The sequence below is a fragment of the Allobosea robiniae genome (assembly GCF_900102525.1).
Lineage (GTDB): Bacteria > Pseudomonadota > Alphaproteobacteria > Rhizobiales > Beijerinckiaceae > Allobosea > Allobosea robiniae.
On the sequence record NZ_FNBZ01000013.1, the window covers coordinates 40,681 to 54,790 of the forward strand.

15 protein-coding genes are annotated in these 14,110 nt (G+C 66.2%); 9 read left to right on the forward strand and 6 right to left on the reverse strand.

The window, feature by feature from the left end; translation table 11 throughout:
• Window positions 1–80 precede the first annotated feature (80 nt).
• On the reverse strand, window positions 81–542 hold the full coding sequence (locus tag BLQ70_RS24475; RefSeq protein WP_091862748.1) for an Lrp/AsnC family transcriptional regulator: 462 nt from the start codon (window positions 540–542) through the stop codon (window positions 81–83).
• Between the two features lie 128 nt (window positions 543–670).
• Here BLQ70_RS24475 and BLQ70_RS24480 point away from each other — a divergent pair, with 128 nt between their 5' ends.
• Together BLQ70_RS24480 and BLQ70_RS24485 are read left to right on the forward strand one after the other, a co-directional pair.
• A complete protein-coding gene (locus BLQ70_RS24480) occupies window positions 671–1,828 on the forward strand; it encodes a trans-sulfuration enzyme family protein (protein WP_091862704.1) in 1,158 nt (385 codons plus the stop codon).
• Between the two features lie 11 nt (window positions 1,829–1,839).
• Window positions 1,840–2,733 (forward strand): DMT family transporter, encoded by an 894-nt coding sequence (locus BLQ70_RS24485; RefSeq protein WP_091862707.1) that lies wholly within the window; start codon window positions 1,840–1,842, stop codon window positions 2,731–2,733.
• 26 nt (window positions 2,734–2,759) lie between these two features.
• Here the strand turns inward: BLQ70_RS24485 and BLQ70_RS24490 are convergent, their stop codons facing one another.
• Entirely contained in the window at window positions 2,760–3,713 is a 954-nt protein-coding gene (locus tag BLQ70_RS24490; RefSeq protein WP_091862710.1) for a carbohydrate kinase family protein, read from the reverse strand.
• A gap of 243 nt (window positions 3,714–3,956) precedes the next feature.
• On the opposite strand from BLQ70_RS24490, the gene BLQ70_RS24495 reads away from it, so the two are divergent.
• The 6 genes from BLQ70_RS24495 to BLQ70_RS24520 all read left to right on the forward strand — a co-directional run bounded on the left by BLQ70_RS24495 (window position 3,957) and on the right by BLQ70_RS24520 (window position 9,129).
• The gene (locus BLQ70_RS24495) at window positions 3,957–5,129 is read left to right on the forward strand and encodes an ABC transporter substrate-binding protein (RefSeq protein ID WP_091862714.1); all 1,173 of its coding nucleotides are present in this window, start codon (window positions 3,957–3,959) and stop codon (window positions 5,127–5,129) included.
• A 118-nt stretch (window positions 5,130–5,247) separates the two neighbouring features.
• On the forward strand, window positions 5,248–6,174 hold the full coding sequence (locus BLQ70_RS24500) for a branched-chain amino acid ABC transporter permease (protein WP_091862717.1): 927 nt from the start codon (window positions 5,248–5,250) through the stop codon (window positions 6,172–6,174).
• 2 nt (window positions 6,175–6,176) lie between these two features.
• A complete protein-coding gene (locus BLQ70_RS24505; RefSeq protein ID WP_091862720.1) occupies window positions 6,177–7,169 on the forward strand; it encodes a branched-chain amino acid ABC transporter permease in 993 nt (330 codons plus the stop codon).
• A complete protein-coding gene (locus BLQ70_RS24510; protein ID WP_091862723.1) occupies window positions 7,162–7,911 on the forward strand; it encodes an ABC transporter ATP-binding protein in 750 nt (249 codons plus the stop codon). The genes BLQ70_RS24505 and BLQ70_RS24510 overlap by 8 nt, the downstream gene beginning before the upstream one ends.
• Before the next feature lie 2 nt (window positions 7,912–7,913).
• A complete protein-coding gene (locus BLQ70_RS24515) occupies window positions 7,914–8,612 on the forward strand; it encodes an ABC transporter ATP-binding protein (RefSeq protein WP_091862726.1) in 699 nt (232 codons plus the stop codon).
• A 58-nt stretch (window positions 8,613–8,670) separates the two neighbouring features.
• Complete coding sequence (locus tag BLQ70_RS24520; protein WP_061966591.1) at window positions 8,671–9,129, forward strand: cupin domain-containing protein; 459 nt, start codon at window positions 8,671–8,673, stop codon at window positions 9,127–9,129.
• 115 nt (window positions 9,130–9,244) lie between these two features.
• Here the strand turns inward: BLQ70_RS24520 and BLQ70_RS24525 are convergent, their stop codons facing one another.
• Entirely contained in the window at window positions 9,245–10,492 is a 1,248-nt protein-coding gene (locus BLQ70_RS24525) for a flavin-dependent oxidoreductase (protein WP_091862729.1), read from the reverse strand.
• 198 nt (window positions 10,493–10,690) lie between these two features.
• Here BLQ70_RS24525 and BLQ70_RS24530 point away from each other — a divergent pair, with 198 nt between their 5' ends.
• The gene (locus BLQ70_RS24530) at window positions 10,691–12,163 is read left to right on the forward strand and encodes a protein adenylyltransferase SelO (protein WP_091862733.1); all 1,473 of its coding nucleotides are present in this window, start codon (window positions 10,691–10,693) and stop codon (window positions 12,161–12,163) included.
• A 125-nt stretch (window positions 12,164–12,288) separates the two neighbouring features.
• Here the strand turns inward: BLQ70_RS24530 and BLQ70_RS24535 are convergent, their stop codons facing one another.
• From BLQ70_RS24535 to BLQ70_RS24545, 3 genes are read right to left on the reverse strand one after another with little or no spacing between them, the layout of a single operon-like run.
• Entirely contained in the window at window positions 12,289–12,942 is a 654-nt protein-coding gene (locus tag BLQ70_RS24535) for a glutathione S-transferase family protein (RefSeq protein WP_091862736.1), read from the reverse strand.
• Window positions 12,939–13,412 (reverse strand): SRPBCC family protein, encoded by a 474-nt coding sequence (locus tag BLQ70_RS24540; protein WP_091862739.1) that lies wholly within the window; start codon window positions 13,410–13,412, stop codon window positions 12,939–12,941. Before BLQ70_RS24540 ends, BLQ70_RS24535 begins: the two co-directional genes overlap by 4 nt.
• Window positions 13,409–13,834, reverse strand: a complete 426-nt coding sequence (locus tag BLQ70_RS24545; RefSeq protein WP_342028498.1) for an ArsR/SmtB family transcription factor — start codon at window positions 13,832–13,834, stop codon at window positions 13,409–13,411. The genes BLQ70_RS24540 and BLQ70_RS24545 overlap by 4 nt, the downstream gene beginning before the upstream one ends.
• Window positions 13,835–14,110: the final 276 nt, after the last annotated feature.

The following is a 14,110-nucleotide window of genomic DNA, read 5'->3' on the forward strand; positions in this document are numbered from 1 at the left end:
CTTCCTGCCGCTCACCGTGCGCTATGGCCTAGCCGATAGCCACAGCCGAGGCGCGCGTCCACATCGCCCAGTGCAGGGCGCTATAGCGCGCCCCGCCCGACGACTTCGCGCATCGCGATATAGCTGTGGTATTCCGCGACATTGGGATCGTCATGGAAGACCTCCCGCGTGAAGGCGGCGTAGGCGGCCATGCTCTCGACCTGCAGATGCAGCACGAAATCGGCGTCGCCCGTCACATAGGAGGCGTGCTTCACCTCGGGCCGTGCCTGGAGCTTGCGGGCGAAATCGCCATAGGTCCGCGAGCCCTGGATGATCGAGACAGTGACATGCACCGTCACCGGCACGCCCATGATCTCCGGGCTGACAATCGAGACGTCCGCGGTGATGACCTTTTCCGCCCGCAGGCGCCTCAAGCGCCGCAGGACCGCGCTCTGGGACAAGCCCACACGCTCGGCCAGCACCCGCGCCGGCGTCTGGTTATCAGCCTGCATCTCTTTCAGGAGGGCGTAATCGAACGAGTCGAGATCGACTGTTTTGGCCATCGAAACCTTCATGATCGGCGAAATTCGCTACCGGATAGCAAAAATAGGCGACTATCGCCAAGCGCCTGACTGCATGATCTGATCCATATGCCGACCCTATCGGCGGCGACGAAACCGGAAGACGGATCATGACTGCGACGAAGTGGACCAAGAGAAGCCTTGCCGCGCAGGCCATGGGCAAGATCGACCCGACCACCAAGGGCGTCGTGCCGCCGATCCATATCTCGACGACCTATATCCGGGACGAGGATAACGGCTATTCGACCGGCTTCATCTATGGCCGGCCAGATAACGAGACGGTGCATGAAGCGCAGGCCGTGCTCGCCATGCTGGAAGAGGCCAAGGCCGGCGCGCTGCTGTTCGGCTCGGGCATGGCGGCGGCGACCGCCGTCTTCCAGGCGCTCTCGCCCGGCGACCATGTCGTCGCCTCCAAGGTGATGTACTGGGCGCTGCGCGCCTGGCTGCTCAACGAGGCGACGCGCTGGGGCATCAAGGTCGATTTCGTCGAGACCGACGACCTCGCCGCGCTGAAGGCCGCGGTCAAGCCGGGCGCGACCAAGCTAGTCTGGATCGAGACGCCGTCGAACCCGCTCTGGACCATCACGGACATCGCCGGCGCGGCTGAGATCGCCCATGCGGCCGGTGCCAAGCTCGCCGTCGACTCGACCTGCGCCTCGCCGGTCCACACCCGCCCGCTGACGCTCGGCGCCGATATCGTCATGCATGCGGCGACCAAGGTGCTGAACGGCCATTCCGACGTCGTCGCCGGCGCGCTCTGCGCCCGCGAGGACGACGAATTCTGGAATCGGGTCAAGACGGTCCGCAAGGGTCAGGGCGGCATTCTCGGCCCGTTCGAGGCCTATCTCCTGATGCGCGGCATGCGCACCCTGCACGTCCGGCAGGAGCGCCAGGCCGCGTCCGCGATGGCGCTGGCGCAGCGTCTCTCGGCCCATCCGCTAGTCGCGCGCGTACTCTATCCCGGCCTGCCACAGCATCCCGGCCACGACATCGCGGCGCGGCAGATGGAGAATGGCTTCGGCTTCATGCTCTCGGTGCAGGTCACCGGCGGCGAGGCGGCGGCGATCGGCACAGCGGCCCATGTCGAACTGTACAAGCGGGCGACCTCGCTCGGTGGCGTCGAAAGCCTGATCGAGCACCGCGCTTCGATCGAGGGTGCCGGCTCGCCCTGCCCGACCGACCTCCTGCGCCTCTCGACCGGCATCGAGGATGTCGATGACCTCTATGCCGATCTCGACCAGGCGCTGAAGGCTGGGCACCGCTCGTAAGGCGCCGTGCCATGACCGTGACAGGCTCCGCCTCCGTGCCGACCAGCCAGGCGGTCGGCAAAGCCCTGCTGCTCGTGACGGCCTTCGGCTGGGGCCTCAACTGGACCGTGCTGAAATTCGTCCTGCAGGACTGGCCGCCGCTGTTCGCGCGAGGCACAGCCGGCCTGCTGGGGGCGCTCTGCCTCGCACTGCTGGCAATGGCTCGCGGCGACAGCCTTGCCGTACCAAAGGGCGCCCGTGCGCCTCTCCTGGTCGCGGCGTCGATCAACGTCTTCGCCTGGATGGGCTTCACCGCGCTGGCGCTGAACTGGCTCAAGGTCTCCGAGGGCGCCTTGATCGCCTACTCCATGCCGATCTGGGCGATGATGCTCGCCTGGCCCTTGCTCGGAGCGCGTCCGACGCGGCGCAGCCTGGTGGCGCTGGGCCTGAGCATTACCGGCATGGTCGTTCTGATGGGCGGGCCCGACTTCTCGGCGGCCAAGCTTCCCGGCGTGCTGTTCGCCTTTGCGGCGGCGGTGCTGTTCGCACTCGGCACGGTCAAGGCGCGGAAACCCCTCGCCATGCCTGGCCCGGCTGTCGCCGCCTGGCAGGTCGCCCTCGGCTGCCTGCCGATGGTGGCCCTGAGCCTCATGCTGGAGCAGCCGCAGATCACGTCGCTTTCCACGCAGGGAGCACTGGGCCTGGTCTACATGGCCGTCGGCCCGATGGCGCTCTGCTACCTCACCTGGTTCGGCGCGCTCAAGCGGCTGCCAACCGCGGTCGCCGCGACCAGCATGCTGATCGTGCCGGTGGTGGGAACGCTGACCGCCGTCCCCCTGCTCGGCGAAACGCTCGGAGCGCGGGAACTGATCGCGATCGTGCTGACCATCGGCGGCGTCGCCCTGGCGCTACGGCGCGAAGCCTGAATCTGATAAAACTGCGCCGGCCTTTCCTAGCGCGACCGAATCCCCATGGCCTCGACTTCCGCGGCAGTCGGGAGGTCAGCGCCGCGACGCGTGACCGTGATCGCCGCAGCCGCGGCGGCATAGGCGAGGAGACCAGCCAGGGCCTCGCGGTCGAGCACCGCGATCGCCTCGGGGCTGAGCCGGCCGGTCTGCGAAAGCCGCGCGAGCAGCGCGGCGTGGAAGGTATCGCCCGCACCGACGGTGTCCTGCACGGCAACCGCGTGGCCCGGCACGGAAACCTGCCCGGCCGCGGAAAAAGCCGTGGCGCCCTGCCCGCCCTGCGTGACGACAACGAGCCGTGCGCCGAGACCGAGCCAATAGGCAGCAGCCTCGGCCATGCTGAGCTGCCCGTCCCAGGCGATGCGGATATCCTCGTCGCTCGCCTTGATTACCGTCGCCGTCCGATAGAAGCGCTCTGCCGCCCGATGCCAGCCGGACATGTCGCCGATCACGGTGGGGCGCAGATTGGGGTCGACGCTGATGACGCGCCGGCCGCGTTCCCGCTCGGCCAACGCCGCGAAGGCCGATCCGACAGGCTCGACCGCCATCGTGTAGGAGCCGAAGGTCAGCGCGCGGACCGCGGCCGGCAGCGCCTGCGGCAGGTCGGCAGGGGTGAGCGAGCGGTCGGCCGTCCCTTCGCCATGGAAGGAATAGCTGGGATGGCCGTCCTTGCCGGTCGCCACGACCGAAATGGTGGTGAGCCGCTCCGTCCGGACGAGATGGCGGCTATCGACGCCTTCCCGCGCGAGACGATCGGCAAGCAGCGAGCCGAAGCCGTCGCGCGAGACACCGCCGAGAAAGGAAGCCTCGATACCGAGCCGGGCCAGGCCGATCGCGACATTGAAGGGCGAGCCGCCGGCCACGATCCGCGCCGGCATCTCGCTGCCCTCGCCCGCACCGGCGAACAGGTCGACCAGCGCTTCCCCACAGACCAGGATCATGGCAACCGACTTTCGATATCCGTCACGGCGCCGTCATTGAACAGCACACCGCGCTTTCCGGGAAGCCGCGCCGGCGCTGCGGGCGGCTGGCGTGCAAAGCCGCACCATCCGCCTTGGAGACCTCGCGAAATTTCCGTAAACTGCGACTTGCAGATATTTTAAGCTTGAAACATTATGGCCTGCGCGCGCCACAGAAATCCAAGGGAACGGGGCCGCGCTTCAACTTCGTCCGGGAGGACATCGATGACGACACTCAGGTTCGGTCTGGCACTTGGTTGCGGCGCGCTGGCGCTATCCATCGCTTCGGCCCAGGCGCAGGAGCCGATCAAGATCGGCGTGGTCAGCGTCCTGACCGGTCCGGCCGCCTCGCTCGGCCAGCAGGTCCGCGACGGCTTCCAGCTCGCTGTCGACAAGAATGGCGGCAAGCTCGGCGGCGTGCCGGTCAAGATCACCGTGATCGACGACGAGCTGAAGCCCGATGTCGCGGTCGAGCGCGTGCGCTCGTTCGTCGAGAGCGAGAAGCCGGCCTTCGTCGTCGGCCCGGTCTTCTCCAACATCCTCGGCGCCATCGCCAAGCCTGTGCTCGATTCCGGCGCCTTCCTGATCAGCCCGAATGCCGGCCCCTCGACCATGGCCGGCAAGGCCTGCAACAAGAACTTCTTCGTCACCTCCTACCAGAACGATCAGGTGCACGAGGTTCTCGGCAAATACGCGCAGGACCAGAACTACAAGAAGGCCTATATCATCGCGCCGAACTACCAGGCGGGTAAGGACTCGCTCGCCGGCTTCAAGCGCTACTTCAAGGGCGAGATCGTCGACGAGGTCTATGCGCCGCTGAACGCGATGGATTTCTCGGCCGACCTCGCCAAGATCGCCTCGTCCAAGCCCGATGTCGTCTTCGCCTTCCTGCCCGGCGGGCTCGGCGTCAATTTCGTCAAGCAGTGGTCGCAGGCCGGGCTGCAGGGCAAGATCCCGTTCCTCTCCGCCTTCACGGTCGATGAATCGACCCTGCCGGCCCAGCAGGACGCCGCGGTCGGCCTCTATGGCGGCATGACCTGGGCGCCCAACATGGACAACGCGCAGACGAAGGATTTCGTCAAAGCCTATGAGGCAGCCTACAAGATCGTGCCCGGCTCCTATGCCCAGCAATCCTACGACGCGGCGATGCTGATCGACTCCGCCGTGAAGGCGGCGGGCGGCACCGGCAACCCCGACAAGCTGCGCGACGCCATCAAGAAGGCCGACTTCACCTCGCTGCGCGGCAAGTTCAAGTTCAACACCAACGGCTATCCGATCCAGGACTTCTACCTCGTCAAGGTCGCCAAGCGCGCCGACGGCAAGTTCCAGACCGAAATCGCGCAGAAGGTGTTTTCGGACTACGCCGATCCGCACGCCAAGGATTGCGCGCTGAAGTGACGCGAAGCGTCATCCTCGGGCGAAGCGAAGCTTCGACCCGGGGATCTCTTCGTCACGAGATGCTCGGGTCAAGCCCGAGCATGACGTCCTGTGACCGGCCCTGACCTAGGACCGCGCAATGACCCTCAGCCTCCTGATCGTCCAGCTCCTCAACGGGCTCCAGTTTGGCGTCCTGCTGTTCCTGGTTGCGGCCGGGCTGACGCTGGTCTTCGGTGTCATGGACTTCATCAACCTGGCCCATGGCGTCCAGTACATGCTGGGCGCCTATCTCGCCGTGACCTTCGTCAGCCTGACCGGCTCCTTTCTGCTGGGGCTCGTGCTCGCGCTCGCGGCCGCCTTGCTGCTCGGCCTCGCCCTCGAATTCCTGGTCTTCCGGCATCTCTACGAACGCGACCATCTCGACCAGGTGCTGGCGACCTTCGGGCTGATTCTGCTGCTCAACCAGGCGGTGAAGATGATCTGGGGCGCCGCACCGCTTTCGGTGCCGGTGCCGGAATTCCTCTCCGGCAATGTCCGATTGATGGACGGCATTCTCTACCCCGTCTATCGCTTCGCGCTGATCGGGGCCGGCCTCGGTGTCGGCGCGCTGCTCTGGTTCGTGGTCGAGAAGACCCGCACCGGCATGCTGCTCAGGGCCGGCGCCTCGAATGCGCCGATGGTCTCGGCGCTCGGGGTCGATATCCGCAAGCTGTTCATGATCGTCTTCGCCTTCGGCACCATGCTCGCCGGCTTCGCCGGGGCGATGGCCGCGCCGATCCTCTCGGTCGAGCCCGGCATGGGCGATACCGTCCTGATCCTCGCCTTCGTCGTCATCGTCGTCGGCGGCATCGGCTCGATCCGCGGCGCCTTCGTGGGCGCGCTGATCGTCGGCCTCGTCGACACGCTCGGCCGCTCCTCGATGAACGACCTGCTCCGGCTGTTCATGGCGCCTGCTTCGGCCCGCGCGACCGGCGCAGCGCTCTCCTCGATGCTGATCTACCTCGTCATGGCGGCGGTGCTGTTCGTCCGGCCCGAAGGCCTGCTCCCGGCCAAGGGGCGCTCGTGAGCATGGCGAGCGCGCCCGCGAATTCCGCCGCAACTACGCGGCCTGTGGCGCCCACAGTGCGCCGGCTTGCGCCGCTCGTCATTTTCATTCTGCTCGCCCTGTTGCCGCTTGGTTCCATGCTCGGCCTGCCCGGGCATTGGCTGACACTGGTGACGCGGGCGATGATCTTCGCCATCGCCGCGCTGTCGCTCGACCTCGTCCTCGGGATCGGCGGGCTGATCTCCTTCGGCCACGCCGCCTTCGTCGGCATCGGCGCCTATGGCGCGGGCATCCTGATCACCGAAGGCCAGACCGAGCTTCTTGTCGCGCTGCCGGTCATCCTCCTCGCCTGCGCCGTCTTCGCGACTGTCACCGGCTATGTCTCCCTGCGGACGCGCGGCGTCGCCTTCATCATGATCACCCTGGCCTTCGGCCAGATGGCATTCTATTTTGCGCAGGCGCTCTCAGCCTATGGCGGCGATGACGGCCTGACCCTCTACGAGAAGAGCACGCTGCTCGGGCACGAGATCTTCGGCAACCGCACCGGCTTCTATTACATCGCGCTCGGCACGCTGGCCTTCTGCTACGGACTGGCGCGGCGGCTCGTCGCCTCGCGCTTCGGCCGGGTGCTGCGGGCGGCGCGTGAAAATGCCGTGCGCGTCACCATCACCGGCTACGACGTCAACCATGTCCGGCTCGGCGCCTATGTGATCAGCGGCATGATGGCGGGGCTCGCCGGCTTCCTGCTCGCCAACCAGACCGATTTCGTCAGCCCCGCCTATATGTCCTGGCCGCGCTCGGGTGAGCTGATCTTCATGGTCGTGCTCGGCGGCGTCGGCTCGCTCTATGGTGCGATCCTCGGCGCGCTTGCCTTCCTCGTCACCGAGGACGTGCTCTCGTCGCTGACGCATAACTGGAAGATCATCTTCGGGCCATTGATCGTGCTCTTCGTGCTGTTCACCCATGGCGGCATCGCCGGCCTTGTCGCGAAGCTCAGGGGGCGCCGCGATGGCTGAGCCGGCGCTCGCATTGAAAGGGCTCGCCAAGTCGTTCGGCGCGCTCAAGGTCACAAACGGGGTCGACCTCTCCATCGCACCGGGCGAGCTCCACGCGCTGATCGGCCCCAACGGCGCCGGCAAGACCACGCTGGTCCATCAGATCTCCGGGACGCTGAAGCCGGATGCCGGCGCGATCCTGTTCGGCGGGCAGGACATCACCCGCCTGTCGCCGCAGGCGCGGGCACGAGCGGGCCTTGCTCGCACTTTCCAGATCACCTCGACCATCCCCTCGCTCTCGGCGCTTGAGAATGTCGCCCTCGGTGTGCAGGCGCACAGCGCCCATCCGCTCTCGCTCTTCCGCGACGCTGCCAGCGACGAGGCGCTCAACACCCCCGCCTGGGAAGCGCTCGAAGCGGTCGGGCTGGCGGAGCGAGCGCATGCCCCGGCCGGCAGCCTCTCGCATGGCGAAAAGCGCGCGCTGGAGATCGCGATGGCGCTGACGCTTCAGCCCAAGCTCATCCTGCTCGACGAACCTCTCGCCGGCGTCGGCCATGAGGAGGGCGAGCGCCTGATCGGGCTCCTGAACAGCCTCAAGGGCCGCTTCGCCATGCTGCTGGTCGAGCACGATATGAGCGCCGTCTTCGCGCTGGCCGACCGCGTCACCGTGCTGGTCTATGGTGGCGTCATCGCCTCAGGCGCGCCGGCAGCGGTCCGGGCCGACCCGGCCGTGCGGCAGGCCTATCTCGGCGAGGAGGGCTAGCGATGCTCAGCGTCGAAGGGCTCGATGCCGGCTATGGCGAGGCGCAGATCCTGTTCGGGGTCGATCTTGCCGTCGGCGAAGGCGAGGTCGTGACGCTGCTCGGCCGCAACGGCATGGGCAAGACCACGACGGTGCGCGCGATCATGGGTCTGCTGCCGGCAAAGGCCGGGCGCATCGCCTTCGGCGGTCGCGACCTGACCGGCGCCGCGCCCTTCCGCATCGCGCAGGCCGGGATCGGGCTGGTACCGGAAGGCCGCCAGATCTTCCCGACACTCTCGGTCGAGGAGAACCTGATCGCGACCGCGGCCGATCGCTCCGGCAAGAAGCGCTGGGACCTCGAACGGATCTACGCCTTCTTCCCGCGTCTCAGGGAGCGGCGTGAGAACCGCGGCAACCAGCTTTCCGGTGGCGAGCAGCAGATGCTGGCGATCGGCCGGGCGCTGATGACCAATCCGAAGCTGATCATCCTCGACGAGGCGACCGAGGGGCTTGCCCCCCTGATCCGCGAGGAAATCTGGAACTGTCTGACGGCCCTGAAGGCGGAGGGCGAGTCGATCCTCGTCATCGACAAGAATGTCGATGCTCTCGTTCGGATCGCCGATCGCCATATCGTGCTGGAGAAGGGCCGCGTCGTCTGGCGCGGCTCCAGCGCCGAACTGCGCAGCGACAGCGCCGTGAAGGACCGCTTCCTGCACTTCTAGCAGATCCTGCCAACAACCCTCCGGCCTGCATGCCGGCAGATGAGGAGAGCCAAGACCCATGAACCCGCTGACAGCCGGCGTGACGCGCGCCAATGAAGGCCTCGAGGGCATCTCCTGGAGCATCCTCGGCCAGACCTATGTGCCGAAGACCCTGACCGAGGAGAGCTTCTCCTGGCACGCGACCTTGCCGCCCGGAACCTTCGTGCCGCCGCATATCCACACGACGCAGGAGGAGTTCATCTACATGCTGGAGGGACGGCTCGACCTCCTGCTCGACGGCAAGGAGAGCTTCGCCACCGCCGGCGACCTGATCCGCCTGCCCCGCAACATCCCGCACGGCCTGTTCAACAAGAGCGACGCAACGGTGAAGTGCCTGTTCTGGGTTTCGCCGACGGCACGGCTCTACGATCTGTTCTGGGGCCTGCATTCGATGGCCGAGCAGAAGCCGGCCGATGTCGTCGCACTCGCGGCCAAGCACGAGGTCGACTTCCTGCCACCTCCGCCCGACGCGGGGTGAGGACGGACGCGCACGGCGCGCGTCATTCTCGGGCGAAGCAAAGCTCCGACCCGAGAATCTCAAGACGAGAAGGCTCTGGTTTCAGAGATGGTCGGGTCAAGCCCGACCATGACGCCTAACCCTTCTTCCGCGCCAGCTGCTCGGCCGAGAAACCGGCCTTGCCGGCATAGCCCTTGACGATCTGTTCGCGTGCAGTGTGGTCGAGGACCTGATCGATATGCTCGAAGCCTTGCGGCGCCAGAGCCTCCACCGCGTCGATCACCCGCTCCGGCCCGCCGACCCGGTTCATCGCCACGACCTCCGCCGTCGCCGGCAGGCGCTCGGCTTCATAGGCCGCCAGCGCCTGGCGCGGATGCTCGGCCTTCGCCAGCCAGTCGGCGAGGCAGCGCGCGTCGAGCACCGCTTGCGAGGCGCCGTTGGAGCCGACCGGGTACATCGGATGTGCCGCATCCCCGAGCAGCGTGACGCGGCCATGGGTCCAGCGCGGCAGCGGGTCGCGGTCGCACATCGGGTACTCCCAGAAGGTCGAGGTCGCCCGGACCATCGCGAGGATATCGACCTCGGGCACGCTGAAACGCCGCGCGAAGGGCAGCACGTCTTCAAGGCGGCCGGGCTTCGACCAGGCCTCCTTCGGCGGCGGCTTTTCAGGATCGCCTGTGCGGATATTGACGACCCAGTTGGTCAGGCGCGTCTGCGGCGTCCGCCCCTTGCCGATCGGGTAGAGCACCAGCTTTCCGGCCATGCCGCCGGCGATGATCATGCTCTCGCCATCGAGGAAGACGGGCCAGTCGCAGGCGCCGCGCCACATCTGTACGCCCTGCCAGCGCGGCGGCCCCTGGTTCGGGAAGTAGTGCCCGCGAACGGCGGAATGGATGCCGTCGGCCCCGACCAGGATGTCGCCGCGCGCGGTCTCGCCGGCCTCGCCGAAGCGCGTATCGCTGAAATGCGCGGTGACGCCGCCTTCATCCTGGATGAAGCCTTGCAGCCGGCGGCCGGTCCGGATCGCATCCTCGCCCAGCCGCTCGACCACCGCATCGCGAATGACGCACTGGAGCCGGCCGCGATGGATCGAGAATTGCGGCACCGGCGCGCCCGCATGCAGGCCCCGCGGCTCGCTCCAGACCGTCTGCCCGAAGCGGTTCATGTAGTGCAGTTCACGCGTGCGGATGCCGGCCTCGTCGAGCACGGGCAGCAAGCCGAGATCGGCGAGCTCGCGAATGGCATGCGGCAAGGTGTTGATCCCGACGCCGACCTCGCGGATCTCGCTGGACTGCTCGTAGACGGTCGCGCCAACGCCGCGGGCATGAAGCATCAAGGCCAGCGTCAATCCGCCGATACCGCCGCCGACAATGATGACCCGCATGACGTCGCCCCTCAGCGATCTCGATATTTTAAGTTTGAAATATCCTGGTTTCCGTTGTCAATCGCGCATGGCACGGTGGCAACGGACACACAGGCCGGCGCCCTGGCGCAGACCTTGTCGGGAGCCTCATTCAAACCGCACCCGCCGCAACGATCGCGGTGTTGTTGCGCGCCGGCTGATCGCCCATATCTACGATGGATGACGGTTCAGTTCGACAACTCCTATGCCCGCCTGCCCGAGCGCTTCTACGCGGCGGTGAATCCGACCGCCGTGGCAGAGCCCCGGCTCATTCGCCTGAACGCGCCGCTGGCGTCCGAACTCGGCCTCGATCCGGACTGGCTGAAAAGCCCTGCGGGCCTCGCGATGCTGGCAGGCAACAGCCTGATCGACGGGGCGCATCCGATCGCGACAGCCTATGCAGGGCACCAGTTCGGCGGTTTCAGCCCCCAACTCGGCGACGGGCGCGCCATCCTGCTCGGGGAGATCGTGGATCGCCACGGCCGGCGCCGCGACATCCAGCTCAAGGGCGCAGGACAGACCCCGTTCTCGCGCCGGGGAGACGGCCGCGCCGCGCTGGGGCCGGTGCTGCGCGAGTATATCCTCAGCGAAGCCATGGCCGCTCTGGACGTGCCCACGACCCGGGCGCTCGCGGCGGTCATGACCGGCGAAACCGTGCGGCGGGAGACGCTTCTGCCGGGCGCCATCCTGACCCGCGTCGCCTCCAGCCATATCAGGATCGGCACCTTTCAATATTTCGCGGCGCGCGGCGACATCGAGGCGTTGCGCCTGCTCGCGGACCACGTCATCGCGCGACACTATCCCGATCTGTCGGGCCGCGAGGACCCATATCTCGCGCTGCTGAAGGCCATCATCGCCGCCCAGGCCGGACTTGTCGCCCGCTGGATGCTGATCGGCTTCATCCATGGCGTGATGAATACGGACAACATGTCGGTGGCCGGCGAAACCATCGATTACGGCCCCTGCGCCTTCATGGATGCCTACGATCCGGCGACCGTCTTCAGCTCGATCGACGAGCAGGGACGCTATGCCTATGCCAACCAACCTCCGATCGCACGCTGGAACCTGACGCGTCTCGCCGAGGCGCTGCTTCCACTCCTCGCCGATGATCAGGACAAGGCCGTGGCGCTCGCGCAGGATGCGCTCGACGATTTCGATCGGCAGATTCAAGTGGACATGATCGCCGGCTTCCGCCGAAAGCTCGGTCTCGCCAGCGAAGACCCCGAGGATATCGCGCTCATCCGGTCGCTGCTCGAGACGATGCAGCTTGGGCAGGCGGATTTCACCCTGGTGTTTCGCCGGCTGAGCGAGGATGCCTCCCCGCTGGAGGACGGGCGCGCCTGCCGCGACCTGTTCGGCAACCCGGCTGCCTTCGACGGTTGGGAAGGCCGCTGGCGCGAGCGCCTGTCGAAGGAAGACAGGCCGGACGAGGTTCGGCAGCATGCGATGCGCCGCGTCAATCCGCTCTTTATCCCCCGCAATCATCGGGTCGAAGCCGTGATCGAGGCCGCTGTCGAGCGGCAGGATTTCGCGCCCTTCGAAGAGCTCCACGCCGTATTGTCCAGGCCCTATGACAGGCAGCCCGGCCGCGAGCACTACGCGCTGCCGCCCGCCGCCCATGAGCGTGTGCTGGCGACGTTCTGCGGGACCTGACTGCGCAGCTGTTTCGGCGAGCGCGCCCTTCGCGGCGATTTCCTGCCGCAGCGGGTCGGCGTGATAGGTTGACGCGGGCGGTAGCGCACCGCGGCAAGCTCTGGTGATCATGAAGCTGCGCTTGTCTAATCCCGGTCAGGTGCGCCCAGCGGAAAGTAGTGGCGGAAGCGCCGCGCCTCATCCACCGCTCGGGCGAAGGACGGTCGCCGCAGCAGACGCGCGCGATAGGCGGTCAGGTTCCTGTATTGCTCGGGAATTCGATGCGTCCAGTCAGCATAGAACAGTGCGGGCGCAGCAGCGCAGTCCGCAAGTGTGAAGGTCTCGCCCACTGCCCAGGTGCGACCCTGCATGCGCTGGTCCAGCCAGGCATAGCTGGTGCCGAGCATCTTGCGTGCGTCCTCGACACCGTAAGGATCGCGGCTTTCGGCCGGGCGCAGGGCGTCGAATACGAACTTGCCCTGAGGTGTCATGACATAGTTGTCGAAGAAGCGGTCGAGCATCCGCGCCTCGAGGGCGAGATCGGAATCTGCGGGGATCAGCTTCACCGGCCCCGGGTGATGGACGTGGAGGTATTCGATGACTATGGAGGCCTCCAGCACAACGCTCCCGTTCTCGCGCAGGATCGGGAAGCGCTTCATTGGCCACAGCGAGGCGAGCTCCTCGCTAACGCCAGGGTCCTCCAGCATCCGATAGGTGAACGGCACGTCATTCTCGTAGAAGGCGATGAGCGCCTTCTGGCAGTACGACGAGAACGGATGGGCGAAGAGTTCGACGGTCATGCGAAGGTCCTGGCTTCCTGGGCCTCGAGGACCGCGGTCAGATTATCGATATGCCAGGTCGTGCCATGCTCGCGGCTCTTCACCGCCTCTTCGTCACCAGTCAGATATGAGCCCTGTTCGGTGTGGATCAGCCGGGTCCTGTCACCCTCGCCCCTCAATTCGAGCGTCAGAAGCGATACCGACAGCTTATCGCCATTGTGGAACATGTCGTAGACGAGGATGATCCGTTCGTTCTCCACGATATCGTGGTAGGTGGCCTGGAAGTCGGTGACCATGCCGCTGGGCCAGCGAGCATGGAACCGTTCCTTACCGCCGACGCGGAAGTCGAAGTCCCGGTTCAGGGTTTCGATGGCGGTCGGCGCCTTGAACCAGGCGCTCTTGGCCTCAAGGCTGGAATAGGCTGCGAAGACCCGTGCCGGGGAAGCATTCAGTACCCGCTCTATCGTGAATGTAGCGTTGGTGACGGTCATTGGTCATTCTCCTCGGGGGCGGTCCGGGCCAAATTGGCCTCCAGTTGATCGTATTGCCGTTCCCAGAAGCGCTTGCGCTCGGCGATCCAGCCTTCGATCTGCGTCATCGTTTCGACCTCCAGTGCGCAGATGCGCACGCGGCCAATCTTCTCGCTCTTCACCAGCCCGGCCTCTTCCAGCAGCTTCAAGTGCTGGACGACCGCCGACAAGGTCATTGGAAGCGGCTTGGCCAGCTCGCTCACCGAGGCAGGGCCTATGCTCAGGCGCTCGACCATCGCGCGGCGTCCGGGATCGGACAGGGCCTGGAAGGCAAGGTCGAACGCTTCGGGACGATACTGTAGCATTTGCTTAAGTGTTGATTCAAACAGAGCAGGAGTCAAATGGAACGTTGAAACGGCTAGCACCGTCTCGGCGCAGGACATGGCCAAAGTCTGTCTCGTCGGTGGCTGGAGAAGGCGTATCGCTTTCTCGCCCTTCGGCAATCGACCACGAAGGTGCCGCTCTTCCGCGATTGGCCGAGCTCGGAATCAGCGAAGTCACGCTTCAAATCCACGAATTCCACGGCGACCTGGCGCGGATTTCGCTGTTTGCTCTGAGAACACGAAAGCCCCGTCGCGATTGCGACGGGGCTTTTATGTTTGGTTGCGGGGGCCAGATTTGAACTGACGACCTTCAGGTTATGAGCCTGACGAGCTACC